The following is a 21,859-nucleotide window of genomic DNA, read 5'->3' on the forward strand; positions in this document are numbered from 1 at the left end:
TCTTTCCCGGCGCTCTGACCATTCCAGCGTGAGATCGGCATTCTTCACGGACGACTACGTGCTCACCGTGCACAAATCGCAGGGCTCGCAATGGGACGACGTCGTGCTGTTCGACGAGAGTTTTGCGTTCCAAGACAGCCGAGCGAGATGGCTGTACACCGGTATCACCCGTGCGGCGAAGCGGCTGAGCGTGGTGGTGTGACGGTCGCTTGCGTCATTGCGAGCGAAGCGAAGCAATCCAGAATTTCACCGCGGAGTCAGCCTGGATTGCTTCGTCGCTTCGCTCCTCGCAATGACGGCAGCGGCCTATTTCCCCGCCACGAAGTAGAAATCCTCGCGTCCCGGCAATGAGCCGTAGGTGAACGGCTGCTGCGTGCGGTTGGTCGCCTTCCAGACGTCGTCGCGGACGATGTCGAATAGTTTGCGTACCTCGACCTTCGGCTCCCTGATGACGCGCGCGAGGATAGTGGCAAACGGGCTGTTGAGGGAATCGCCGTCAAGCGCGGTCTCGCCGTGCTTGGCGGCGTAGACCACCATGAAGCCGGCTTCCGGCTCGATGTTGGAGAAGCCGCGGTTGAACAGCTTTAGCGAAATCGTTCGCTGCATGGTCTTTTCGAAGGGATTGTCGCGGCAGGCATCGAGCATCACCAGCCGCAACTTTCGTGCGCCGGCGACCGCGGCGATCACCTGCTCGAGCGCGACCGCCTGCGTCTCCGCATCGCTGTCCGTTTTCAGCCTGGCATCGACCGGGATCAGGTAATTCACGCCGCCGATCTCCATGCCATGGCCGGCATAGTAGACGACCGCCCAATCCGCCTTTTCGGCCTCCAGGCCGAACTCGTGCAGGGCGGTCGAAAAATTTGTCCCGGCCAAGGTCGGGAGCCAGCGTCACCGTGGCAAAGCCGAGTTCGCGAAAGGTCGACGCGATCAGTTTGGCATCGCGCGGCGGATTATCCAGCGGGGCGACATTCTTGTATGCGCCGTTGCCGACGATCAGCGCGACCTTGCGCGGCCCCGCCGGTTGTGGCGTCGACGGCGAAGCCTTGCCCGCGGGCGACGGCGCGGCGGTGCCCAGCAAGGCTTCCAGCCGCTCCTTCGCGATCCCGCGCGCAAGCGTGGTATCGATATCCTCGCGTCTTGCCGCGACGGCGTTGGCCGCCGAGCGATAGTCGGCGCGGGCGGCAGCAAGGTTGCGGCGTTTCTCGAAAAGCTGCCCGCGGCCGACATAGGCGCGGACGTAGTTCGGATTGATCTTGAGCACCCGGTTGTAGTCGCTGAGCGCGGCGTCGAGATCGCCCTTGCCGAGATAGGCGTTGGCACGGCTGGTCAGCGCGTAAATGTTGTTCGGCGACTTGGCCAGCGTCGCATTGCAGTCAGCGAGCGCGTCATCGAACCTGCCCATGCTGGTGTAGGTAACGCACCGGTAGGCCGGAACATGGGGACCATCGGGATTGACCTTTTGCGCCTCGGCATAGTCGGCGAGCGAGGCCTCGTACAGCTTCATCAATCCTTGCAGGCGGCCCCGGTTGTAGTGGTGCAGATAGCGGCTCTGATCATTGAAGATATGCTTGACCGCCAGGTTGAACTCATCGAGCGCACGCTGCAGCTCTCCCCGGCGCATGAAGATGACGCCGCGGTTGTTGTAGGCGCTGCCGAAGCTCGGGCGCAGCTGCAGGCACAGATCGTAGTCGGCGAGCGCGCGCTCGTCGTCGCCCTTGTAGCTGTAGGCAATGCCGCGTGCGTTGATGACGTTGATATTCTGCGGCGCGATCTCGTGGGACGCGGTAAACGCCGCGAGCGCGCCGTCGTAATCGCGTTTCTTCATCAGTGAATCGCCGCGATACCAGAAGGCGGCTGCCCTGGAGGTCCCCGTGATCTTCTCGTCGGCAATCACGCTTTCGCAGGCTGCGAGCCGGGCGGCCGGTTCCGCCGAGTTATTTCGGCAGGTCTCGACATCGCCCGCGGCCCGCACGGGGCCGGCGGCGACGAGCAAAACGAGACCCGGCAACAAGGCCCGCAACATCGGCGGAACGCTCCGGCGCATTGGATTTTTGGTCGCGGCGCGCGACCACCGATTCATTGTGGAAAGACAGGCCCGCACCGGTCAAGTGACGGAGATCACCCCTCCAAAAACTTGGGTAGATGGCCCTATTCACGAACTCGTGTGGCGCACCCTGTAACAATCCGCAGGCAGCGCCGTATGTTGGGCATCGGCGATAATTGAGCCGATTGCGAAACGCCGTTCCCGCTCTAGACTGCCCAACCAACGCCGAAAGAGGAAACCATGTCCCCTCGCCATTTCAGCCGCCTGTCGCTCGCCGCTGCCGCCATCGGCACGCTGGCCGTCGCGGCCTTCGCCGCCGCGCCTTCGCGCGCCTCGGAACAGGCCGTCGTCATTCCGGCCCCTGCCGTCGACGTTCAGGCTGCCGACGGCATCCAGACCGCCGTGATCGCCGGCGGCTGCTTCTGGGGCGTGCAGGGCGTGTACCAGCACACCGCCGGCGTGCTCAACGCGGTCTCCGGCTATTCCGGCGGCAGCAAGATGACCGCGAACTACACCATGATCGGCACCGGCACGACGGGACACGCCGAGGCGGTTGAGATCAAATACGATCCGAAGAAGATCAGCTATGGCAAGATCCTGCAGATCTTCTTCTCGGTCGTGCACGACCCGACGCAATTGAACCGCCAGGGCCCGGACATCGGCACGCAATATCGCTCGGCGATCTTCACCACCAATGACGAGCAGAAGAAGGTGGCGGAGGCCTATATCGCCCAGCTCAACGCCGCCAAGGTCTACAAGAAGCCGATCGTGACCAAGGTCGGCCCGCTGCAGGCGTTCTACCCGGCAGAAGACTATCACCAGGACTACCTGACGCTGCACCCGAACCAGCCCTATATTGTCTTCAACGACATCCCGAAGATCGAGAATCTGAAGAAGATCTTTGCGGAGAACTACGTTGATCAGCCGACGCTGGTGCGCAACGCGAAGGCTACCAATTAAGGAGGGCAAATGTCCGATACCAAGACATCCGGCAAGGTCGTCAAGAGCGAGTCCGAATGGCGCAAGGAATTGACGCCGATGCAGTACGCCGTGCTGCGCGAGAAGGCGACCGAGCGGCCGTTCTCGGGCGAGTATGAGCACGAGCACCGCAAGGGCACCTATACCTGCGCCGGCTGCGGCCAGACGCTGTTCGAATCCGATGCCAAGTTCGATTCCGGATGCGGCTGGCCGAGCTTTACGCAGCCTGCCGTGGACAGCCATATCGATGAGGAGCGCGATTTCAGCCACGGCATGATCCGCACCGAAGTGCTGTGCTCGAAATGCCATGGCCATCTTGGCCACGTCTTCAACGACGGCCCCGGCCCGACCGGCCTGCGCTACTGCATCAACTCGGCGGCGCTTAAGCTGCAGCCGAAATAAGCTCCGATCCGTTCCGACCGACGAGACGAAGAACTGACGACGTCGTCGTCATTCTCCGATGCGCAATCGCGCATCGTAGATGGTCCGAAGGACCAGACCTCGGATGCGCAATTGCGCATCGGGGAATCTCGAGAGTTCGCATCTTCGACGCGCCCCGGAATGACGGGTGTCCCCTTCTCCATTTCGGTGGACCGACCAAGGACTCGCGGCCCGCGATATGCTTTGATCCCGGCCGCGGCCGTCGTTTTCCGAGAGCCTTGGGGGGAGCAAGCGATGTCGCTTGGAACGATACTCATCATTGTTCTGATTATTTTCCTGCTGGGCGGCTTTTCCGGCCGTTTCGGCGGCTATGGCTATGGCGGGGGCCATTCCGCGATGGGGCTCGGTGGCGTGATTTTAATCGTGCTTCTCATCCTCCTCCTGCTCGGCAAGCTGTAAGCCAGGGAACCCATTGAAATGGCGGAACCCATTGAAATAACTTGATTTAATTTACGCATCCCGCAGCCATGCGTGGATTCATCATCACCCCCGATGTCGGGCCTCAGGGGTCGCATTTTCGTCAAAGAAGCTTATATTAGAGAGCGAAATGACGTGCACGGCGTGGCCCGCCACTGTGGCCCACCGTCATCCAATCCCCATTGCTCACACGAAAAGAGCCGAAAAAGATTGAGGTCACCGTCCATGCGTCCATTCAGCTACAACACCGCCGCCGAACTGTTTCCCGCCGCGATCCGCAAGAAGAAGCGGGCCGGGTTTGCCTATCGGCGTTTTGGCACCGCGGCGGAAGCGGTTCGCTTCGCGATCGAGGAGCTGCCTGCGGACTCGCTGAATGGCGCCTATCTCCAGGTCGAGGAAGCGCGCTTTGACCAGAGCGGCATCCGCTCGCTCTATGAAAGCGAGGCGTTCCCGCTGCCGCGCCGTCCGCGCCCGGCCGCCACCGACGACAAGGCCGACGCGGCCTAAAGCTTCCACCTTCTGAAACAGCGCGTCCCCGGAAGTCATTTCGGGGGCGTTTTTCTTTAGCGCGTTTCCTTAGCGCGGCTGCTTGTCGAGCCAGCGCTTGAGCATGCGGACATTGCGTACGTTGGCGCGGAACATGACGTCGAAGGCGTCGCCCGCGACCGGCACCAGGCCAACCGCGCCGTCAACCGCAACATTGGCAAGCATCCGCGCCGTGATGTGCCAGGGGGCGCCAAGCGCGCGCGCCTCGCGCACCACCCACAGCGAAATCGCCGTCGTGATGATGTCGCCGACCACCGGGATCAGGCCAATCAGCCCGTCGATGCCGTAGCGGAAATTGGTGCCGGGCACGATGAAGGCGACATCCAGCAATTTGGCGATGGCATCAAGCCGCGCGATCCGCTGCTCGCGCGTCAGCTCGCCGAACGGATTGGCGGCGGAATGACCGAAATCGAACCGCATTCCCTCGAACCGCGTATGCAGGTTCGGCTCGGGGAGTTCGCGCCCCTCCTGGTCTATGACCGGCCCACGTCCGGGCGCGCGCGTCCGGGAAGATGGTCCGGAACGCGAACGGGGCGGCGTAAAGATATCGTCGTCTGCCATGGCCATCAGATGGTAACGCGAATGCGAGGCGCAAGTTGCGTCATGCGGTCGCTGCTTTGCGTGGGTCGGATCCGAGAGGTCAGCGCTGTCATCACCCGCCAACGGATCTGGAATGGTGGGCATGACGGGCTTTTCCTGACATCCCCGAACGAGGCATGATTCCTAATATGCCTTGGTTGCGCGCGAGGCAGGTGGAATGCGCGCAGCGGTCCGACCCGCCATTGAAACGCCTTCGGACAAATCAACGGCACGAAGTGAAGACAGATGAAGAAATTCGTCCAGCTCGCAACTGGTTTGTTTCTCGCACTGGGAAGTGCGGCGATCGTAGCCTACGCGATGGCGCACCTCGCGCAACATAGCCTGGGCTTTCCCCGATCCATACTTCGAGAGCAGGCGCTGATCTGCGCGGCTATTCTCCTTGGCCTCGTCACGATCGAGTTCCTCGCAAGCCGAGAGAAATAGCAGGATAGCCGACGATGAGGATCATAGACCTGGCTGTCGCCGTCATCTTCTTTATCGCGAGCGCCGGCGTGACCGCACTCCTGATGGCCGTGTTCGTTCACCACGGATTGGGAGTCCCTCCGGCGGCATTGAGAATGAATGCGCTCATCTCGGCCGGCGCCCTCAGCGTTGTGGTCCTGGTAGCGATGGCGGGGGCTCACGAGAGCGAAGACTAGTTCGCGGTGCTACGGGGAACGGGGGCTGGAATGTTCAGTGGCAGGACAATCGATAATCGACCTTTGGCGTATTGCGTTCCATGCTCGGAAAGGACGCCGCACCGGTACGAACGATGGGGCGTCAACCGACGTCTCACTTCGAAAGCCATCTGCCTGGTCTGCAACAATGATTCGCGTGGCGACACGGGTCACAACAGCGCCACCGAAATCGCATCTGCAAAGGCAGGCACAGTGTAAGCATCATTGTGATTGACAGGTTTTTCCTGACGCGCCGGCACAGGATTGCACTCTAGGATGGCGGTCATTCGTTGGGGCGCCGCGTGCGCAATGGGACGAGGAGCAAGAAGGGTGGGTCGAACCAAACGCAAATTGATCAAGCTGTCTCGGGCCGAGCTGCTGCATGAGCGGGCCGTCTTTTGCAAGCGTCTGGCGATTGGCGCGGCCGATCCAGGATTTGCCGAAAAACTTCAGATACTGGTCGACGAATATGAGGCCGAGGCCGCGCAGGCAGCACTACAAGCGAGCCCGCAGCCTGGATTCTGCGAGGCCCTCAACGCTCAGCCGCAGCATCAGACAGGTTGACGGATTGCAGTGCATGCGGCGTGGTGGCGATATCGCCACTCGGAGACTCTCTGGTTCGGTGATTCCGGCATCCGTGTCGATCGACACACAACATCAGCCCACGGCATGGCAACGCGATACGTTCCCGACGACGTGCGGGCCTTCATATTGAAGCACATCGCTTCGGTGGCGCAGATCGAGGCGCTGCTTCTGATCTGGTCCAACCCGGAAGAGCGATGGGAACTGCGCCAGATTGCGGCTCGCATCTATGCCAGCGACACGGAAACCGAAAGCGCGCTGGCCGGGCTTTGCACTGACGGGCTACTGGTTTGCGAGGCTGGCGTCTTCAAGTTGCGAACCTCAGCGGAAAACGCCGAGATGATCCGAAGGCTTCACGAAGTCTACACCCGCTACCTTGTTGCGGTGACTGACGTCATCCATGGCAAATCGCGCAACATGCTCCGGGCCGCCGACGCGTCCGGACCTGGAAAGGACCAATGAAGGTACAAAGGATTTCCTACAAAATGGCAGGCTGGAGTGCGTTCCTGACGGCTTTGTTCATCGCCCAGCCGTGCATGGCCCAGAAGCTCCATTCTTACGAACCGCTGATGATGGATCCATACTCCACCATCTACGTCGATGATGGCTCCTGTTCGGCTGGCAAGGTCTTGAAGGTGCAGGGCGCAGCGAAGAATCATCGCCGGAAAAAGAGCTGCGTGCCGCTGAGTGATCTGCAGCCCGGCGCGCGCACCGGGTCGGCTAAGTAGCCGGCAGCGAGACAAAGCCGTCGTCCCGGCTTCGAACGCCATGGGCCGCGGACCTTCATCCGCGGCCTCAGCACTGTTCCTATGGGCAGGGATGCCGATAGCCGTCATATCCGAGATAAGTGCCGGATGCGGGGTCATAGGAGCGGTATCGTTGTGCGCAGTAGGCCACTGCATCATTTGCCCGGGCCTGACTGTTGGCGATGGCCCCTCCAATGATAGCGCCGGCGGCCAGTCCGCCGAGCACGGCCGCGCCGGTGCCGTGCTGGCGTCGATGCCAGCCGTGGCGGTAGTGCGGCCCACGATGCCAGCGGCGATACTGCACGGCCTCGACCGGCTGAATCGATGCGGCCAGCCGCTCTGCCCCGGCCACCGCCATCATTGGCGATGCCGCGGCCGGCTGGAGCGGGATCAAGGGCGATATTCCGAGCACAATGGCTGCCGAAACAATTTTCCATGATTTCATCTGATTGCTCCTGTTCTGCGCTCTTGTCCAAGCTCGACCGACAACGCACCCGCGGCCGTATCGTTCTGACAGGTTAATCCTGACGCTTGACATGCCGCAGAGCAGGAATTGGTATTTCCTGTCGCGCTCAGTTTGGAGCAGCGAGCCAGCCCCGCCTGATGCCGTAGCGGACGATATCCGCGCGGCTATGCAGGCCCTTCTTTTCCGATGCTCGTGCCTTGTAGGTCTCGACGCTTTTGACGCTCACCTCCAGCTCGCCGGCGATTTGCTTGTTGCTGAACCCTTGAGCGACCAGCTTGAGCACATCCTCTTCGCGCCGGCTGAGTTCGCCGCCATCGCCGTTATCGGCCGACGTCAGTTCGGGAGCGCTCGTTGACGCCTTGTCGGCGATAGCGGGATCGAGGTAGATGGCGCCCTCGTTGACGGCCCTGATCGCGCGAAGCAGTTCGTCTCCGGCGGATCGCTTCAGGAGATATCCCCGTGCGCCAGCTTCGAGTGCCGGATGAATATAGGCGCGGTCTTCATGCACGGTCAGCGCAATGATCTTTACCGCCGGGCACCGCTTGCTCAGCCGGCGCGCGAGTTCCAGGCCGCTGATGTCGGGCAGCGAAAGGTCGATCACCGCAATGTCGGGGGAGCATTCGCAAATGGCTTTCAGTCCCGTTGTCCCCGTATTCGCCTCGCCGACGAGTTCGACCTCGGGCACGCCTTGTAACAGCGCGCGTATGCCGGCGAGCACGACCGGATGGTCATCGACAAGCGCGATGCGGATGGGCGTCATGCGCCGGTCTCCTGCACTTCCATCTCCTGCCCTTCCAGCGGGATCTGGACAAAGATTGTGCTACCTTTTCCGGGCGCAGATTCCACCGCGATCGTGCCGCCGAGCAGCGCGACGCGCTCCTTCATGCCGGAGAGGCCAAGTCCGGACGGTTGACCGCCGCCCATCGCATTGCGGCTGACGCTTTCCGGATCGAAGCCAACGCCGTCATCCTCGAGAACAAGCGCCAGCCCGTCCGATTTCTTCTCGAGCACGATACTGACCTTGCTGGCGCTGGCGTGCTTCAGGACGTTGGTCAATCCCTCCTGGACCAGTCGATACAGCACCGCCGCGACATCGGGAGGCAGCGAATTGTCCCGCCCGAACGTCTGGATATCGATACGAACACCATAACGCTCTTGCCACTCGGCGGCGTAGGCTTCGATCGCCCTGAAGATTCCGAGGTCGTCGATCGCGGTCGGCCGCAGGTCCGACGCGGTGCGGTGAATGTCCCGGCCGATCTGCGCAGCAAGCTGCTCCAGCCATCGCACCTGCTCGGTGGCTGCTTCCGGGTTGCTGCCTTTCGCCAATCCTTGTTCAAGCGCCTTCAGGCCGAGCGACAATCCCGTCACCGTTTGGCCGATCTGATCGTGCAGTTCTCGCGAAATCCGGCGCTGCTCCTCTTCCTGGGCCGAAGCCAGGCGACGAAGCAAGTGAGAACGCTCCGCCTCCGCGCGCTTGAGGATATCGATGTCGGCAAGCACGCCATGAATCACATGACGCCGGTTGGGCGGACCTTCAGCCCTGCCTGCGGCACGCAACCAGTATTCGCCGCGATCGTCGGATTGAACCGGAAATTCGACACTGCCTGATTTGCCGCTTTCGAGACAAGCGCCGCCGAACGAGGCCAGAGCCGCGCGGTGCGCTGGTTCGAGCAACGCAAAGATCCGGTCCGCGGACCATCTGGTTTCGCCCGATCGGGCGCTCGGCAAACCCAGCAATGCGCCAAAGCGGTTGCAACCGCTGAACTCGTTTGCGGTGAGATCCCAGCGCCATGTACCGAGTTCGGCGGCATCGATGGCAAGCGCGCCGCGTTTTTCGCTGTCCAGCAGCGCTGCGGCCGACTGAAGCGCTTCCATGCGACGCCGCTGCGCGATCTCGCGGGCGATCACCAGTCCAAGCGCGATGGCGAGCCCGACACTCGCCGCCGTTCCTCCGACCAGCAGCCGCAACGAGCGGGATACGGGAGCGTTCAGTTCAACGACTGGAACGCCCACGTGAACCGACCATCCTTCCGTTCCCGCCAAGCCGCGATGGACGGTTTCGACATCCATTCCCTCCCGCGTCTGGGTGCGCAGCGAATTCGAGCCGCCGCGGGCAATGGCTTCCTGCACCGCGGGCGTCTTCGCACTTGCACTGGCGGCTCTGGCATCAGGCGTTCGCGCGACAATCTCGTCCTTGGCGTCAATGACGGTGCCGGCCCATCCGGCGGGCAGACCGGCCTGACCGAGAATGGTGCCGATCTGATCGGGCAACAGCCCGACGGTTAGGATGTAGCGAAGTTCGCCCTCTCGAATAACCGGCACACGCAGTGCCACGAGCCGCTTGCCGATCGAAGCCTGGTACGGCCCCAGCCCGCCAAGGGCTGGCTTACGTGTGCGGAGCACGGCGTCGAAGCTTTCGCTGTCGGTCACCGGCCCGAGCGGCGCACCGAGCGGCCGCAATACGTTGAGGACCTGTTCCCGGTCCGGCTTGGTCAGGAAGGCGGTCTCCCACAGCGGACGCGCGGCGACTATTCGTTTCGCCTCGCGATAGAAGTCGCCCAAATTGCCATCGTCGAGCGCGGCCGAGCTTGCAAGCGTCTCCGCGACCTGTATTTCGTGGGAAATTTCGCCCTCGATCCGGTGCGCCACTTGCGTCAGCGCCTCGGTGGCGGCTTGGCGGGCGTAGCTTCGTTCCTGGTCGGCGGTGATATAGGCCATCCATCCCCCGAACAGCAGGACCGGAATGGCAGCCGTCAGAACCAGCGCGGTGAAAAGCCAGACGGCTTCCTTGCTTCGGCCCGAACCGGAGGAGAGCCTGTTACTTAACTCCGCGATCATGGACGCGCGCATGTTGGTTCGCCGGCGAAAACTGACAACTCTGTGGGTTCCCTTACGCCGCACTTCCCGATCGGACCAGCCTGACGTTCGTCTGCCAAGCGCCATGTTGACGGCAGAGGTCAGGTAATTCCTGACGTTCGGCAGTCTCGCTCCCCGACACGGTCATCTGTGCTTAGTTGGAAGCGTCGCCGTTAGGAGGCAGGCGTGGCATTCGAAAGTCAAGAGAGCGTGCTCCCTCCAACAATCCCGGGGGTTGGTCGGCTGGAATAAGCAGTTTCATTCATCCGAATCGTGCGCCCGCCGATTATCCCGCGCGCGTCACAGCGCGTTTATCAGCAACGCCGAGCCGAAGGCCAGAAACACCAGGACGAATGGAGGGTAGAGCACCAGGGCTGCATTGAACCGCAGGAAGCGGGGACTGGCCCCGTCCTTGTCGGGCCTGCCGGCGTACAATAGCATGGCGGCTACCGCCAATAGCGCGACTCCGAAGCCGTAGTTCATCCTCTGTCCTCTCGACCTGCGCCTCAGCTTTCGGCTGCAGCGACTTGGCGGATCAAACCGCCGATGGCGCTCCGCGTGTTCGCCGCGAAAGCTACTCGCGGACACGGCGCTCGGGTATCCAGACCAAGGGACGAGAAGAGACAGGGACTAAAGTCGAACAAACGCCGGAACGAACATCGGCGCGCGGGGTGAATCACGTCGAATGCACTGGCTGCGGCTCGTCCACGTATCGGTGCGCGAGCCACGACGACAGCGCCGCAGGCACCATGCCGACGATGCCGTAGAGCAGAAACTGCACCACGCCGGTATCCGGTCCGCGCGAACCATAGAGCAGTTCTGACGCGGCAAATCCGATGGCGCCCACGATCAGGATTCGCACCACGTTAGGAATGCGCTTGACGTGACAGAGAATGTCGTCGATGGCGCCGATCATCAGCGCAGGCACGATGCCGAACAGGTAGCTGTATTGCAGCGTCTTGGCGAACGCGCCGAGGAATTTCCCGATCTCCGACCAGTTGGTGTCGGTCCAGTAGCCCGAGGCCACCGTGGTCGCTAACAGCATCAGGAATCCGCCGACAAACGGGCCGATGGCTCCGAAGATCAGATAGCGTTTCATGGAACTGCCTCCTGGCGCTGGTTACCCAATACAGCAGCTCAAGGGCCAAGTAAATTTGTCCGGTCCACGTTCCCGTTGCGCGAGAATTGTCGATAGCGCCAGCATCTGAATCCGGCTGCGCCGAGGGGCGGATGAATGAATGTTCAGCAATATGAAACCGGCTGGACGCAAGCCTGAGGCAACTTCCACACGCTTTCGGACTTATGCTGATGGGAAAAAGTGGCAGACGTGGACGGGAGCCTTCGCCTGTAACGGCCGGTCGGTTGGAAAGTAGTTAGGCCAGCAGGTTCCCGCTCGCAGATGGCGCTGAGGCCTGCGATCGCGATTGCGAACTTGTCGAGATTTGGAGCGCGTGAAGCGGCATTGCCGCAATGCAAGAACTCTAGAAGAATCACAGAGGCGACTTCGATGTCCACGCTCACTTCCGCCGTTCAACGGTCCACTCTCGGGCTTCACACGCTCGAACAGTACGAGCCGCTCATCGGCGCTGCGACGGTCGAGCGCATCGCGGCGAAGGCGGATCGGGTGCGCACGATGCGCGTCGCCCATATCAGTTCGACGTTCTACGGCGGAGGCGTCACCGAACTGCTCACGCCGCTCACGCTCATGATGAACGCGACCGGCATCGAAACCGACTGGCATCTGATCCAGGGAACGCCGGGCTTCTTTGGCTGTACGAAGAAACTGCACAATACGCTGCAGGGCACCAGCCTGGAGTTTTCCGACGCTGAAAAGACGATCTACGAAGAGGTCGTGTTCGAAAATGCCACGCGGCTTCATCTCGACGAATGCGACGCAGTCATCGTGCATGATCCTCAGCCTCTGCCGCTCATCACGCATTTTTCCGATCGGGAAATGCCGTGGCTCTGGCAATGTCACGTCGATCTGTCGTCGCCACACGCCTCGGTATGGACTTATCTGAGCCAGTTCATCGAGCAGTATAACGCAACTATCTTTTCGCTGCCCGAATACGGCCAGGATCTTCAGGTCGGACAGCATTTCGTCACCCCGGCGATTGATCCGTTCTCGGCGAAAAACCGGGAGATGTCCGACCGCGAGAGACGGGAATTCCTCGGCAACTACAAAATTCCGACAGATCGTCCCTTGGTAACGCAGATTTCCAGGTTCGATCGGTGGAAAGACCCGATGGGCGTGATTGAGGCTTTCCGCAAGGCGAGAGAGCAGGTCGACTGCACGCTCGTGCTCGTCGGCAATAATGCCTCTGACGATCCCGAGGGCGGACAAATCCTCGAGACGATCGAGAGCGTCGCCGACGAAGGCATCATTGTTCTCAGCGTCGACGATCCAACCCTGGTGAACGCACTGCAGCGCTCTGCCGCGGTGGTCCTGCAGAAGTCGATCCGCGAAGGCTTTGGTCTCACCGTCGCCGAGGCAATGTGGAAGGGCGCCGCCGTCATCGGCGGCGACGTCGGAGGCATCCGGCACCAGATCAAGGACGGATGGAACGGATTTCTGGTGAGCACGCCCGATCAGGCGGCGGCGAGAATAGTCGAGCTATTGAAGAATCCGAACTTGCGGGAGGAGCTCGGTGCGCGGGCGAAAGAAAGCGTGCGGCAGAACTTTTTGATGAGCCGACTATTAGAGGATTGGCTCGACCTGCTGTCCAAATACGAACGGCCGGTGGTTTGACGGTTTGGTTCGATCTCGATGGTAGAAAGTCCATGCGGATTGCCCAGATAGCGCCTCTGGCCGAAAGCGTCCCTCCCAAGCTTTACGGCGGCACCGAGCGCGTGGTGGCGTGGCTGATCGATGAGCTGGTGAGCCTGGGACATGAGGTGACATTGTTTGCCAGCGGGGATTCCGGGACCGCCGCCGAGCTCCATGCCGTTTGGCCGCGGGCGCTTCGTCTTGGCCGGCCGAAGACGGATCCAATGGTGGCGCAGGCAGCCCTGCTGGAGGCAGTTGCGGGCCGCGCGACCGAATTCGATGTCATTCACGCGCATATCGATTGGCTGCACCTGCCACTCCTGAGCCGGCTCGGCGTTCCGTTTCTAACCACCTGCCACGCGCGCATGGACTTGCCTGGCTTTGCGGACGTGGTCCGCAGCTTTCCCGACGCGCCGTTCGTTTCGATATCGGACAATCAGCGCGTTCCCCTAAGCGAGGCCAACTGGATCGGCACCATTTACCATGGCTTGCCGGCCGACCTGTTTCGACCTTCGTTCGAGGCCGGATCCTACCTTGCCTTCCTGGGCCGGCTGACGGCGGAGAAAGGACCGGAAGCCGCCATCCGGATCGCGCGCGCTGCCAAAATGCCGCTTCGTATCGCCGCAAAGGTGCCGCGCGGCGATAGGAGCTACTTCAAGGAACAGCTCGAGCCGCAGATCGATGGCGAGCGGGTGCAGCTCACCGGCGAGGTCAACGATGACGCGAAGCGGCAATTTCTGGCAGGCGCTGCGGCGCTGTTGTTTCCCATCGATTGGCCGGAGCCGTTCGGGCTCGTCATGATCGAGGCCATGGCGTGCGGCACGCCCGTCATCGCGTTCAAGTCAGGCTCGGTGCCCGAAGTCATCGACAACGGCATTACCGGGTTTGTCGTAGCGGATGAAACAGAAGCGGTCGAAGCGATCGGAAGGCTCGCCGAACTCGATCGAAGCCAGGTGCGCGGGCATTTCGAGAAGAGGTTCACCGCCAGGCGCATGGCGGAAGAATATCTTCGCCATTACACAGCACTGGCTCGCGACCGCGCCAATGAAGCCATTCCGGCATGAGGCGGTGCTGGTGGATATGGACGAGCTACATGCGAACCTGACGTGCTCTTCGTCTGTAAGCTACTTTCTGCCGGCCGCCGCTACAGCCGCCACGGGCTCGCTCTTCTTCCCAAGGATCCGGTCGGAGCCGAAACGAATGGTCCACTGCGCCACCGACAGCAGTAGCGATTCATAGATCGCCACGCACTGCTCGAGTTCCCGCTCGGTGGATGGCGGACAGTTCGGACGGTTGCGGACGATCATCGTCGTTGTCGACCAGCTCAGCAGCGCCGCTTTGCACGCGACGATCAGGCCGTATACCCGGTCGGGCTCGAGCAAGGGTTCGATGGCCTCGATCTTGACGTCGGCCTTCAGGGCGAGCGCTGCGACGACGTGGGTGTATTCACCCCGCACCGCAAACCGGTTCACGATCGAATCGTTGAGCTTGCCCGTGCGATTGAGCGCGACGACTTCGCTTTGCGCCTGGGTATAATCAATCGCCTTCCGGGCCGCGTCACCCTGCCCGGCAGCCCCGGCAGAACCTTGGGTTTTCTTCCGCGCAACAGGTCGCGACGCCGTCAAGAACCGGGCGCGGACCACGTCGGCAACTCTGCCCAGAAGCTCCCGAAGCAGGCTGCCCGGAATGTCCAATCGAAGCCCGAGCTTTTCCGCGAGGACTTCATCACGCTCGGCCCGCCCCACCAGCGTCGCGTAACCGCATTCGGAGAAACGCGCGCCGGCGTTGCGCGCGAGCGCGTTGGAGACGTGGACGTCGCCAAATCGCATCAGCGCGTCGGTCAGCGCCTCATTGAGAATCTTTCTGTCCGATATTGCCAGCAAATGCTGCTGGCTGCGGCTTTTGACGATTTCAAGAAGGTCGGCTTCCAACAGGCAGTTGGAGCATCTGAGAACCGGCGCCGCCAGCAAGTGGTTTTCGTGAAATGCCAGCTTGCGGATGGTCTGGCGCGGGGCGCGGTCGATGATGGAAAGGGCCTCGCTGAGCTGGACCAGGGTTTTCGCGTCCACCCGCTCGATCAGGTGGGCGAGAACGCCATCGACGGCAGCGATCTGCGATTCACCGAGACGATCGACATTGGACAGGAACAGGTCCGTCACTTCCCCGAAAATCCGGGCGTCGTGCTCGGGTCCCTCCTTTTCGGCACCATTCAATTCCGCGCGCAAATTCGGCGATGCAGCAGGCATGGCTATGCCGCCTCCGGCCGGGTCGTGCCGGCTCGCCGCGACGCCTTACGCTCCACCGCGCGGATGACCGGCATCTTGGTGAATCCATCGGCAGCGGCATGAACGCGCATTTGAGTGCCATTCGACAGACAGGCTGGGTCTCGGCGGCTTTTTTCACTTCAACGACAGCAATGAGGCGGGTGCGAGCAATAGCCGCTGATCGTACTCAGCCTTCCCTAACGGGTGGTTGTTGCGGAACGCTGATTTTGCGCATTTTTACGGAGTTTTGGGCAGATGAAGGCGGGCCCGGCCATCTGCCTGGCATTCGGGCCGCGCAGCATCCGCTTCGGGAGGGCCTCACCGGATAACCGAACTCATGGTTGCCGCATCATAAACGGGGCGGCCGCGAATGAGGTTTCGGCGCGGAACGTACGCTCCGTTCGCCGGCCTGTTTGATCATGGCTGAGAGGTTGCCGCTTCTGTTCCTTCTCCGGAACCATCGAGCTGGCATAACGACCTGACAATAAGAAGCGCAGCGCAAAACCGAGTTGTCCCACTTCCGCGCTTCGCTCGACGTGGCGCGCACGCAACAGTCACGAGAAGTGTTGACGCCAGCCATTGCAGCTTCGCAGCGAGCCATTGCAGCTTCGCAGCATTGTCGCATAATTCGCGTGGGGCCGCGCAGCACTTTTCGATTCGGACATCGGCAGAAATCGAGCAACCACACCGGGTGAGTTCCCGGTGATGGACGACGTGTGCGGCAGCGCAAACCGCGTGCAGCGCCCCCAATGAAGAGCGGCCAGCACCGCACGCAACCCTGCACGCAACCCTTGGGGAACGGCTCAATGACTATCCATCGCACAAGCAAGATCGCGCTTCTCTTCGCCATCGCCTTTGCGGCGACGGCACTTTCCGCACGCCCAAGCCTCGCCTTCTCGGAGGCGCAGCAGATGTGCACCGGCGACGCCATGCGGTTCTGCGGCCATGAAGTGCCCAACGTCCAGCGAATCACCGCCTGCATGGTCAGGCACCGAGCGCAGCTCAGTCCGGGCTGCCGCGCCGTGATGGAGCGCGAAGGCGCCGCACGGCGACGAGCCGCCTCCGCAGAGCGATAGGCTGCTTCGCTCGAAGACGAACGCAGAACGGCCTCAGCGGGAGCAATGCTGAGGCCGTTTCACGTTGGACTCTTTGGAGCGTTTTCCAGCGAAAGCCTGCGCCGGACTTGATCCGGGGTGGCTCAAGCTCAGGAGCGCATCTCCTGCGCTCGCAACAGCTACTCCCCCCACAGCGCGAAGGCGTCGTTGAACGCACGTTCGCCCGGAGAGCCCTTTTCGATCGCGATGATGGCGCGGCGCTGGTTGACGTAGACCAGCGGCACGTCGAACCAGGAGCGCTCCTTGAGGAGCTGCAAGTTGCGGGCGCGGTCGGAATCGACATTGGAGAGGCCGACCAGGAAGAAGCCGTCGGTGACTTTCACGGCGAGCCCCGCGAGCGGCGTGCCGCGCGCCTGCTCGTTGGACTTCATCAAAATGCCCGGCACGTTGCCGACGCCGCCGCCGGAAAAATCCTGCGGCAGGATGAAGGTCAATTCCGCGGTGTGGCTCGCCGGCAGCGAGGTATCGGTGTTACGGCGGAACGACATCGTCATCTTGAACTTGCGGTCGGGAATCTCGATGTCGGCGCGCACGGCAACGTCCGGCTTCTGATTGCCGCTCGCCTTGATCGGTTCGGTACGCCAGATCACCGAACCGACATATTGCTTGCCCTTGGGATCGGACGGATCCTCGTCATACAGCACGACGCGCTGCGCCACGGGTGCCACGTTCTCGCTCGACGACGGCTGGCCAACGCGGTCGGGAATCTTCGGGCGCGACTGCGGCGCGGCCGGATCCTTCGGCGCTTCCACCACAGATGAGGATTTGAACAGGCCGCTCACGGCTGTCACGATCGACTTGCCCCAGAGGATGCCGGCGCCAATCAGGATGAGCACGATGCCGACCGCAATCGCGCTCTTGAACGGAAATACCGCGCGCTTCTTCGGCGGCTCACGGTCGCGGTCCTGCGACAGCCGCGGACGGTCGCGCAACGGCGGCGGCGCGTAGCGGTCGGCTTCCGCCTGCGATTCGTCATACGAATACGGCACCTCGGGATCGGCGCCGCGGTCTTCCATGTTCGGCTCGAGCCGGTCGAATTCCGGCGAGGGCGACGGCACGTTGGCATAGGTCTTCCGCGCGTTGCGGTTGGCTTGCGCCGCGGCGCGGCCAAGATCGTCGGCGTCGGCTGCGATGTCGCGGAAGCCGCGCATGCCGGGCGGCTGTGGCGGCGTCGGCGGGCCACCATTATCCGGGCCGCGACGGGGGCCGCGCTCGCGAGGCGGCGGTGGCGGCAAGCCAGCATCCTGCGTCGGAATCTGCGGCGGCTGCGGGCGCGGCGCGCCGGGCGGAGGCGCATCGGCGCGCAGATTGCGCGGCGGGCGTGGCTCCTCGCCAAGCGGCGGACGGCCATCGCGCGAGGGGCCTTGAGAAGGCGGACGCGGGCGCGGAGTCCCCGGCGGCGCGGCAGCCGCTTCCGGCGGGCGCGCATTGGCGCGGCGGAAGGCATCGCCGCCACGCGCAGCCCCGCCACCGCCGGGCCGCGAAGCCTCGCGGGCGCGCTGGGCGGCTTCCGATTCGACCTTGCGCACGGCCTCTTCCAGCGACAACCGCTCGCGGGTGATTTCGGATTCGGAAAGCGGCGGCTGAACGCTGCGCAACTGCGCGATCAGCGCGGTACGCGCCCGCTCATAGAGCGCACGGCGGCTCTCACCTGGAGCATTGGGGTCCAGGCCGGCGATAGCGCGTGCGATCAGCGGGTAATAATCAGCCATTTCTCTTCAATACTGCAGCCCCGGCGGTAACATCCCGTTAAGCCTCAAACGGGTTCTGTACCAGGATAGTATCCTCGCGTTCGGGGCTCGTGGAAAGCAATGCGATCGGACAACCCACGAGTTCCTCGACCCGGCGGACATATTTAATGGCCTGGGCCGGCAGATCCGCCCAGGAGCGGGCATTGGCGGTCGGCTCTTTCCAGCCCTCGATGGTTTCGTAGACCGGCACCACCCGGGCCTGGGCGCCCTCGCCCGCCGGCAGATGGTCGATTTCCTTGCCGTCCAGCATATAGCCGGTGCAGACCTCGATGGTGTCGAAGCCGTCGAGAATATCGAGCTTTGTAAGCGCCAGACCCGTGATGCCGCAAGTGCGGACTGTCTGCCGCACCAAGGCGGCGTCGAACCAGCCGCAGCGGCGCGGCCGGCCGGTGTTGGTGCCGAACTCGCGGCCGCGCTCGCCGATCTTGCGGCCGATCTCGTTGTCCTGCTCGGTCGGGAACGGGCCTTGGCCAACTCGCGTCGTATAGGCCTTGCAGATGCCGAGCACGTAGCCGACCGCGCTCGGGCCCATGCCGGTGCCGGTCGCCGCCTGTGCGGCCACCGTGTTGGACGAGGTGACGTAGGGATAGGTGCCGTGATCGACATCGAGCAGCGCACCCTGCGCGCCTTCGAACAGAATGCGCTTTCCCTCGCGGCGCTTGATATCCAGGAGCCGCCACACCGTTTCCGCATAGGGCAACAGCTTTGGCGCCAGCGCGGTAAGCTCTTTCAGAATGCCGTTGCCGTCGATCTCCTCGAGATTGAGCCCGCGGCGCAGCGCGTTGTGATGCGCCAGCAGCCGGTCGATCTTGTGCGGCAGCGTATCGAGGTCGGCCAAGTCCATCAGGCGGATGGCGCGGCGGCCGACCTTGTCCTCATAGGCCGGGCCGATGCCGCGGCGCGTGGTGCCGATCGCGGTGGCCGTGTTGGCGGATTCGCGGAGCGCATCGAGCTCGCGGTGCAGCGGCAGGATCAACGTGACGTTTTCGGCAACGCGCAGGTTTTCCGGACTGACGGCGACGCCCTGGCCCCTCAGCCGCACCACCTCGTCGAGGAAGGCTTGCGGGTCGAACACCACGCCATTGCCGATCACGGCAAGCTTCGAGGGCCGCAGCACACCGGACGGCAGCAGCGCGAGCTTGTAGGTCTCGCCATTGATGACGAGCGTATGACCGGCATTATGGCCACCCTGGAAGCGCACGACGATATCGGCCTGCTCCGACAACCAGTCGACGATCTTGCCCTTCCCCTCGTCGCCCCACTGGGCGCCGACGACGACAACATTGGCCATTTTTAAGGTGTTCCCTGCAAATCTCTTGGTTCCAGCATGACTTCACCGGAGAACCGGTACCTGTGTTTCCGGACCATGCTCTAAGCTCGCCCAGCCATAATCACGGCCGGGGCCGCTCGCGTGCAGGGCGCCCCACCGGATAAAGGAAGCAGGTGATCTAGGCAAGCAAGAAGGCGGCTTTAAGGGGCCTTAGAACGGCTCCAACCCATTGATATCCCCCTAAAATCCTGGCCATCCCGGCCTTGCGCGGGCGAGAAACGCATTAATGTTCGGCAATGATGGAATGGCCATGTCCAAAACCACCCGTGCGACGCTAGCACTGGAAAAACTCGGCGTGAAATTCGCCCTGCACGCTTACGACTACGACCCGGATGCAGCGAGCATCGGGCTACAGGCGGCGGAGGCGCTCGGCGTGCCGCCCGCGCGCGTGCTGAAGACACTGATGGCCGAGGTCGACGGCAAGCCGGTCTGCGCCGTGGTGCCGTCGGACTGCGAGGTCAGCATGAAAAAGCTTGCGGCCGCGTTCGGCGCTAAGGCGGCGAAGATGATGCGGCCGGCGGATGCCGAACGGCTGACCGGTTATCATGTCGGCGGCATCTCGCCGTTCGGACAGAAGAAGCGCGTGCCGGTCGCGATCGAAGAAGCCGCGCTCGGCCATACCAGCGTGTTCATCAATGGCGGCCAGCGCGGCCTGCAGGTCGAACTCGATCCCAACGACGCCGTGAAGGCTGCGGGCGCAATCGCGCGCGCGCTCGTGGCGTGAGCGGCCTTCGCCGCGGCGGACCCCTATTTGGTGAGTTTGGGCTGCGTCTGCGCCCATAGCATCGCCTCGATGATCGCCCCGCGCAGTTTCGGGCGCTGCTCTTCATCGCATTCGATGAACGCCAGAATGGAATTGGCGCGAACGGCAAACTGGTGACGTGTTTCGGCTTCTTCGGCCGATATCGGCTTGTTCAAGGAATGATCCATCATCTGCAATCTGCAAAAATTCGATGTCACGGACAAACGAAACGCTTGAGAGCGGAATAGCCTGCAAACCGTGGTCCCAGCGATCGAACCAACGCCAACACTGAAAGCAGCCCGGAATAACTCACTGCATGCGCCCGCCGAAAAACAAACCAGGGTTGGGTCACATGAATCAATCGTCCTTTGATTGCATATTTGCCTGCCCGCTGGCAACCCCGAACAGCCAGCAAGACGCGCTGCATGGTCGCGATGCATCTGCACCATTGATGAGCGGCGCAAATCGGTGTCTGTGACCGGGGCCGGGCCACATTCCGGCCCGGCGTCGATCGCCGGGCGGACCGCGGCGCCATGAACCGGGCCCAATCTTGGTTTGACGCGTTTTCTTTACGCGAACCGGTGCCCACCTCGCTCGAAAACGCTATGGACCGCGAATGTCGGCCACCGAACAGAGTTCACCCGCATCCTCCGGGAACTGGCTCGCCAATCAGCCTTATCTGCTGCTCAGCATCACCGCGCTGTGCTGGGCCGGCAATGCCATCGTCGGGCGGCTGGCCGCTGGCCACATTCCGCCGGTGACGCTGTCGTTCCTGCGCTGGTCGTTCGCCTTCCTGATCATCCTGCCGTTTGCCTGGAAGCATCTCGTCAAGGACTGGGCTGCGATCCGCGGCCGGCTCGGCATCATGCTCGTGCTCTCGATCACCGGCATCGGCGCCTTCAACACGCTGCAATACTGGGCGCTCGAGCACACCCAGGCGCTGAACACGCTGTTGTTGCAGTCGGCGGGACCGCTGGTGGTCGCGGTGTGGTCGCTCGTGCTGCTCGGCGTGCGGCTGACGCTGGCGCAGGCGGCCGGCGTCCTGCTCTCTATGGCCGGCGTGCTGGTGATCATCCTGCACGGCGATCTCACAACGCTGTCGAAGATCGACTTCAATATCGGCGACCTGATTTTCCTGGTCGCGCTCGCGATCTTCGGGGTCTATTCGGTGCTGTCGCTGAAGCGCCCCGACATTCATGGTCTGTCGTTCGTCGCCTTCACTTTCGGCGCCGGCGCGGCCTGCCTGATTCCGTTGTTCATCTGGGAATTGTTCGCGCGGCCGCTGATGCAGATCGACGCGGCGAACCTCTTGACGCTCGCCTACGTCGCCCTGTTCCCCTCGACGATCGCCTATCTCTGCTTCAATCGTGGCGTGCAGATGATCGGCGCCAACCGCGCAGCCCCCTTCTTTCACGTGGTACCGGTGTTCGGCACCGTCATGTCGATCATCTTCCTCGGCGAGCATCCGCAGGCGTTCCACTTCATCGGCTTTGCGCTGGTGCTGACGGGGGTGTTTGTCGCGTCGCGGAAAGCGTCCGCGTAAGCGCTCCCTCCCCGC

General features: G+C 62.6%; 26 protein-coding genes and 1 pseudogene. 15 read left to right on the top strand and 12 right to left on the bottom strand.

The window, feature by feature from the left end; all coding sequences use genetic code 11:
* The coding region (locus CQ13_RS06280; RefSeq protein ID WP_057842141.1) for an ATP-binding domain-containing protein at positions 1-202 on the top strand (202 nt) is incomplete at its 5' end.
* A gap of 104 nt (positions 203-306) precedes the next feature.
* Here CQ13_RS06280 and CQ13_RS46725 read toward each other — a convergent pair.
* Together CQ13_RS46725 and CQ13_RS46730 are read right to left on the bottom strand one after the other, a co-directional pair.
* A complete protein-coding gene (locus CQ13_RS46725; RefSeq protein ID WP_347337013.1) occupies positions 307-873 on the bottom strand; it encodes a caspase family protein in 567 nt (188 codons plus the stop codon).
* 55 nt (positions 874-928) lie between these two features.
* Positions 929-2,080 (bottom strand): annotated as a pseudogene (locus CQ13_RS46730) (tetratricopeptide repeat protein); the annotation flags it as partial.
* A 204-nt stretch (positions 2,081-2,284) separates the two neighbouring features.
* Here CQ13_RS46730 and msrA point away from each other — a divergent pair.
* The 4 genes from msrA (at position 2,285) to CQ13_RS06300 (ending at position 4,387) form a co-directional block, all read left to right on the top strand.
* The gene (gene msrA, locus CQ13_RS06290; RefSeq protein WP_057842142.1) at positions 2,285-3,004 is read left to right on the top strand and encodes a peptide-methionine (S)-S-oxide reductase MsrA; all 720 of its coding nucleotides are present in this window, start codon (positions 2,285-2,287) and stop codon (positions 3,002-3,004) included.
* A gap of 9 nt (positions 3,005-3,013) precedes the next feature.
* Complete coding sequence (gene msrB / locus CQ13_RS06295; RefSeq protein WP_057842143.1) at positions 3,014-3,424, top strand: peptide-methionine (R)-S-oxide reductase MsrB; 411 nt, start codon at positions 3,014-3,016, stop codon at positions 3,422-3,424.
* A 273-nt stretch (positions 3,425-3,697) separates the two neighbouring features.
* Positions 3,698-3,862 (top strand): DUF3309 family protein, encoded by a 165-nt coding sequence (locus CQ13_RS40595; protein ID WP_082637343.1) that lies wholly within the window; start codon positions 3,698-3,700, stop codon positions 3,860-3,862.
* 243 nt (positions 3,863-4,105) lie between these two features.
* On the top strand, positions 4,106-4,387 hold the full coding sequence (locus CQ13_RS06300) for a hypothetical protein (protein WP_057842144.1): 282 nt from the start codon (positions 4,106-4,108) through the stop codon (positions 4,385-4,387).
* Between the two features lie 69 nt (positions 4,388-4,456).
* Here the strand turns inward: CQ13_RS06300 and CQ13_RS06305 are convergent, their stop codons facing one another.
* Positions 4,457-4,993: a DUF4112 domain-containing protein gene (locus CQ13_RS06305; RefSeq protein WP_057842297.1), complete on the bottom strand. Its 537-nt coding sequence runs from the start codon at positions 4,991-4,993 to the stop codon at positions 4,457-4,459.
* Positions 4,994-5,251: 258 nt separating this feature from the next.
* Here CQ13_RS06305 and CQ13_RS06310 point away from each other — a divergent pair, with 258 nt between their 5' ends.
* The 5 genes from CQ13_RS06310 to CQ13_RS06330 all read left to right on the top strand — a co-directional run bounded on the left by CQ13_RS06310 (position 5,252) and on the right by CQ13_RS06330 (position 6,992).
* The gene (locus CQ13_RS06310) at positions 5,252-5,449 is read left to right on the top strand and encodes a hypothetical protein (protein ID WP_057842145.1); all 198 of its coding nucleotides are present in this window, start codon (positions 5,252-5,254) and stop codon (positions 5,447-5,449) included.
* A gap of 14 nt (positions 5,450-5,463) precedes the next feature.
* Complete coding sequence (locus tag CQ13_RS06315; RefSeq protein WP_057842146.1) at positions 5,464-5,664, top strand: hypothetical protein; 201 nt, start codon at positions 5,464-5,466, stop codon at positions 5,662-5,664.
* 294 nt (positions 5,665-5,958) lie between these two features.
* Positions 5,959-6,246 carry a hypothetical protein gene (locus tag CQ13_RS06320; RefSeq protein ID WP_156433538.1) on the top strand — a complete coding sequence of 96 codons (288 nt, stop codon included), beginning with the start codon at positions 5,959-5,961 and terminating at the stop codon, positions 6,244-6,246.
* 105 nt (positions 6,247-6,351) lie between these two features.
* Positions 6,352-6,726: a hypothetical protein gene (locus CQ13_RS06325; RefSeq protein WP_057842148.1), complete on the top strand. Its 375-nt coding sequence runs from the start codon at positions 6,352-6,354 to the stop codon at positions 6,724-6,726.
* The gene (locus CQ13_RS06330; protein ID WP_245309054.1) at positions 6,723-6,992 is read left to right on the top strand and encodes a DUF6719 family protein; all 270 of its coding nucleotides are present in this window, start codon (positions 6,723-6,725) and stop codon (positions 6,990-6,992) included. Before CQ13_RS06325 ends, CQ13_RS06330 begins: the two co-directional genes overlap by 4 nt.
* Positions 6,993-7,071: 79 nt before the next feature.
* Here the strand turns inward: CQ13_RS06330 and CQ13_RS06335 are convergent, their stop codons facing one another.
* The 5 genes from CQ13_RS06335 to CQ13_RS06355 all read right to left on the bottom strand — a co-directional run bounded on the left by CQ13_RS06335 (position 7,072) and on the right by CQ13_RS06355 (position 11,431).
* Positions 7,072-7,455, bottom strand: coding sequence for a BA14K family protein (locus CQ13_RS06335; protein WP_057842150.1), 384 nt, complete (start codon positions 7,453-7,455; stop codon positions 7,072-7,074).
* A gap of 127 nt (positions 7,456-7,582) precedes the next feature.
* The gene (locus tag CQ13_RS06340; RefSeq protein WP_057842151.1) at positions 7,583-8,236 is read right to left on the bottom strand and encodes a response regulator; all 654 of its coding nucleotides are present in this window, start codon (positions 8,234-8,236) and stop codon (positions 7,583-7,585) included.
* Positions 8,233-10,326: a sensor histidine kinase gene (locus CQ13_RS06345; protein WP_057842152.1), complete on the bottom strand. Its 2,094-nt coding sequence runs from the start codon at positions 10,324-10,326 to the stop codon at positions 8,233-8,235. Before CQ13_RS06345 ends, CQ13_RS06340 begins: the two co-directional genes overlap by 4 nt.
* 306 nt (positions 10,327-10,632) lie before the next feature.
* Positions 10,633-10,815 (bottom strand): hypothetical protein, encoded by a 183-nt coding sequence (locus CQ13_RS06350; RefSeq protein ID WP_057842153.1) that lies wholly within the window; start codon positions 10,813-10,815, stop codon positions 10,633-10,635.
* A 193-nt stretch (positions 10,816-11,008) separates the two neighbouring features.
* Positions 11,009-11,431 carry a DUF5413 family protein gene (locus CQ13_RS06355; RefSeq protein WP_057842154.1) on the bottom strand — a complete coding sequence of 141 codons (423 nt, stop codon included), beginning with the start codon at positions 11,429-11,431 and terminating at the stop codon, positions 11,009-11,011.
* Positions 11,432-11,839: 408 nt separating this feature from the next.
* Here CQ13_RS06355 and CQ13_RS06360 point away from each other — a divergent pair, with 408 nt between their 5' ends.
* Both CQ13_RS06360 and CQ13_RS06365 read left to right on the top strand, forming a co-directional pair.
* On the top strand, positions 11,840-13,081 hold the full coding sequence (locus tag CQ13_RS06360; protein WP_057842155.1) for a glycosyltransferase: 1,242 nt from the start codon (positions 11,840-11,842) through the stop codon (positions 13,079-13,081).
* Positions 13,082-13,113: 32 nt separating this feature from the next.
* On the top strand, positions 13,114-14,163 hold the full coding sequence (locus tag CQ13_RS06365; protein WP_057842156.1) for a glycosyltransferase family 4 protein: 1,050 nt from the start codon (positions 13,114-13,116) through the stop codon (positions 14,161-14,163).
* A gap of 60 nt (positions 14,164-14,223) precedes the next feature.
* Here the strand turns inward: CQ13_RS06365 and CQ13_RS06370 are convergent, their stop codons facing one another.
* Positions 14,224-15,258 (bottom strand): DUF2336 domain-containing protein, encoded by a 1,035-nt coding sequence (locus tag CQ13_RS06370; RefSeq protein ID WP_197427261.1) that lies wholly within the window; start codon positions 15,256-15,258, stop codon positions 14,224-14,226.
* 911 nt (positions 15,259-16,169) lie between these two features.
* Here CQ13_RS06370 and CQ13_RS06375 point away from each other — a divergent pair.
* Positions 16,170-16,439, top strand: a complete 270-nt coding sequence (locus CQ13_RS06375) for a hypothetical protein (RefSeq protein WP_057842158.1) — start codon at positions 16,170-16,172, stop codon at positions 16,437-16,439.
* 158 nt (positions 16,440-16,597) lie between these two features.
* On the opposite strand, the gene CQ13_RS06380 is transcribed toward CQ13_RS06375, so the two are convergent.
* Positions 16,598-18,190, bottom strand: a complete 1,593-nt coding sequence (locus CQ13_RS06380; protein ID WP_057842159.1) for a hypothetical protein — start codon at positions 18,188-18,190, stop codon at positions 16,598-16,600.
* Positions 18,191-18,227: 37 nt separating this feature from the next.
* Positions 18,228-19,520: an adenylosuccinate synthase gene (locus CQ13_RS06385; protein ID WP_057842160.1), complete on the bottom strand. Its 1,293-nt coding sequence runs from the start codon at positions 19,518-19,520 to the stop codon at positions 18,228-18,230.
* A 289-nt stretch (positions 19,521-19,809) separates the two neighbouring features.
* Here CQ13_RS06385 and ybaK point away from each other — a divergent pair, with 289 nt between their 5' ends.
* The gene (gene ybaK / locus CQ13_RS06390; RefSeq protein ID WP_057842298.1) at positions 19,810-20,283 is read left to right on the top strand and encodes a Cys-tRNA(Pro) deacylase; all 474 of its coding nucleotides are present in this window, start codon (positions 19,810-19,812) and stop codon (positions 20,281-20,283) included.
* A 23-nt stretch (positions 20,284-20,306) separates the two neighbouring features.
* On the opposite strand, the gene CQ13_RS06395 is transcribed toward ybaK, so the two are convergent.
* Entirely contained in the window at positions 20,307-20,492 is a 186-nt protein-coding gene (locus tag CQ13_RS06395) for a hypothetical protein (protein WP_057842161.1), read from the bottom strand.
* 425 nt (positions 20,493-20,917) lie between these two features.
* Here CQ13_RS06395 and CQ13_RS06400 point away from each other — a divergent pair, with 425 nt between their 5' ends.
* Entirely contained in the window at positions 20,918-21,844 is a 927-nt protein-coding gene (locus CQ13_RS06400) for a DMT family transporter (RefSeq protein ID WP_057842162.1), read from the top strand.
* The last annotated feature ends 15 nt before the right edge of the window (positions 21,845-21,859 follow it).

This window comes from Bradyrhizobium retamae (assembly GCF_001440415.1).
In the GTDB taxonomy this organism is placed as follows: Bacteria; Pseudomonadota; Alphaproteobacteria; order Rhizobiales; family Xanthobacteraceae; genus Bradyrhizobium; species Bradyrhizobium retamae.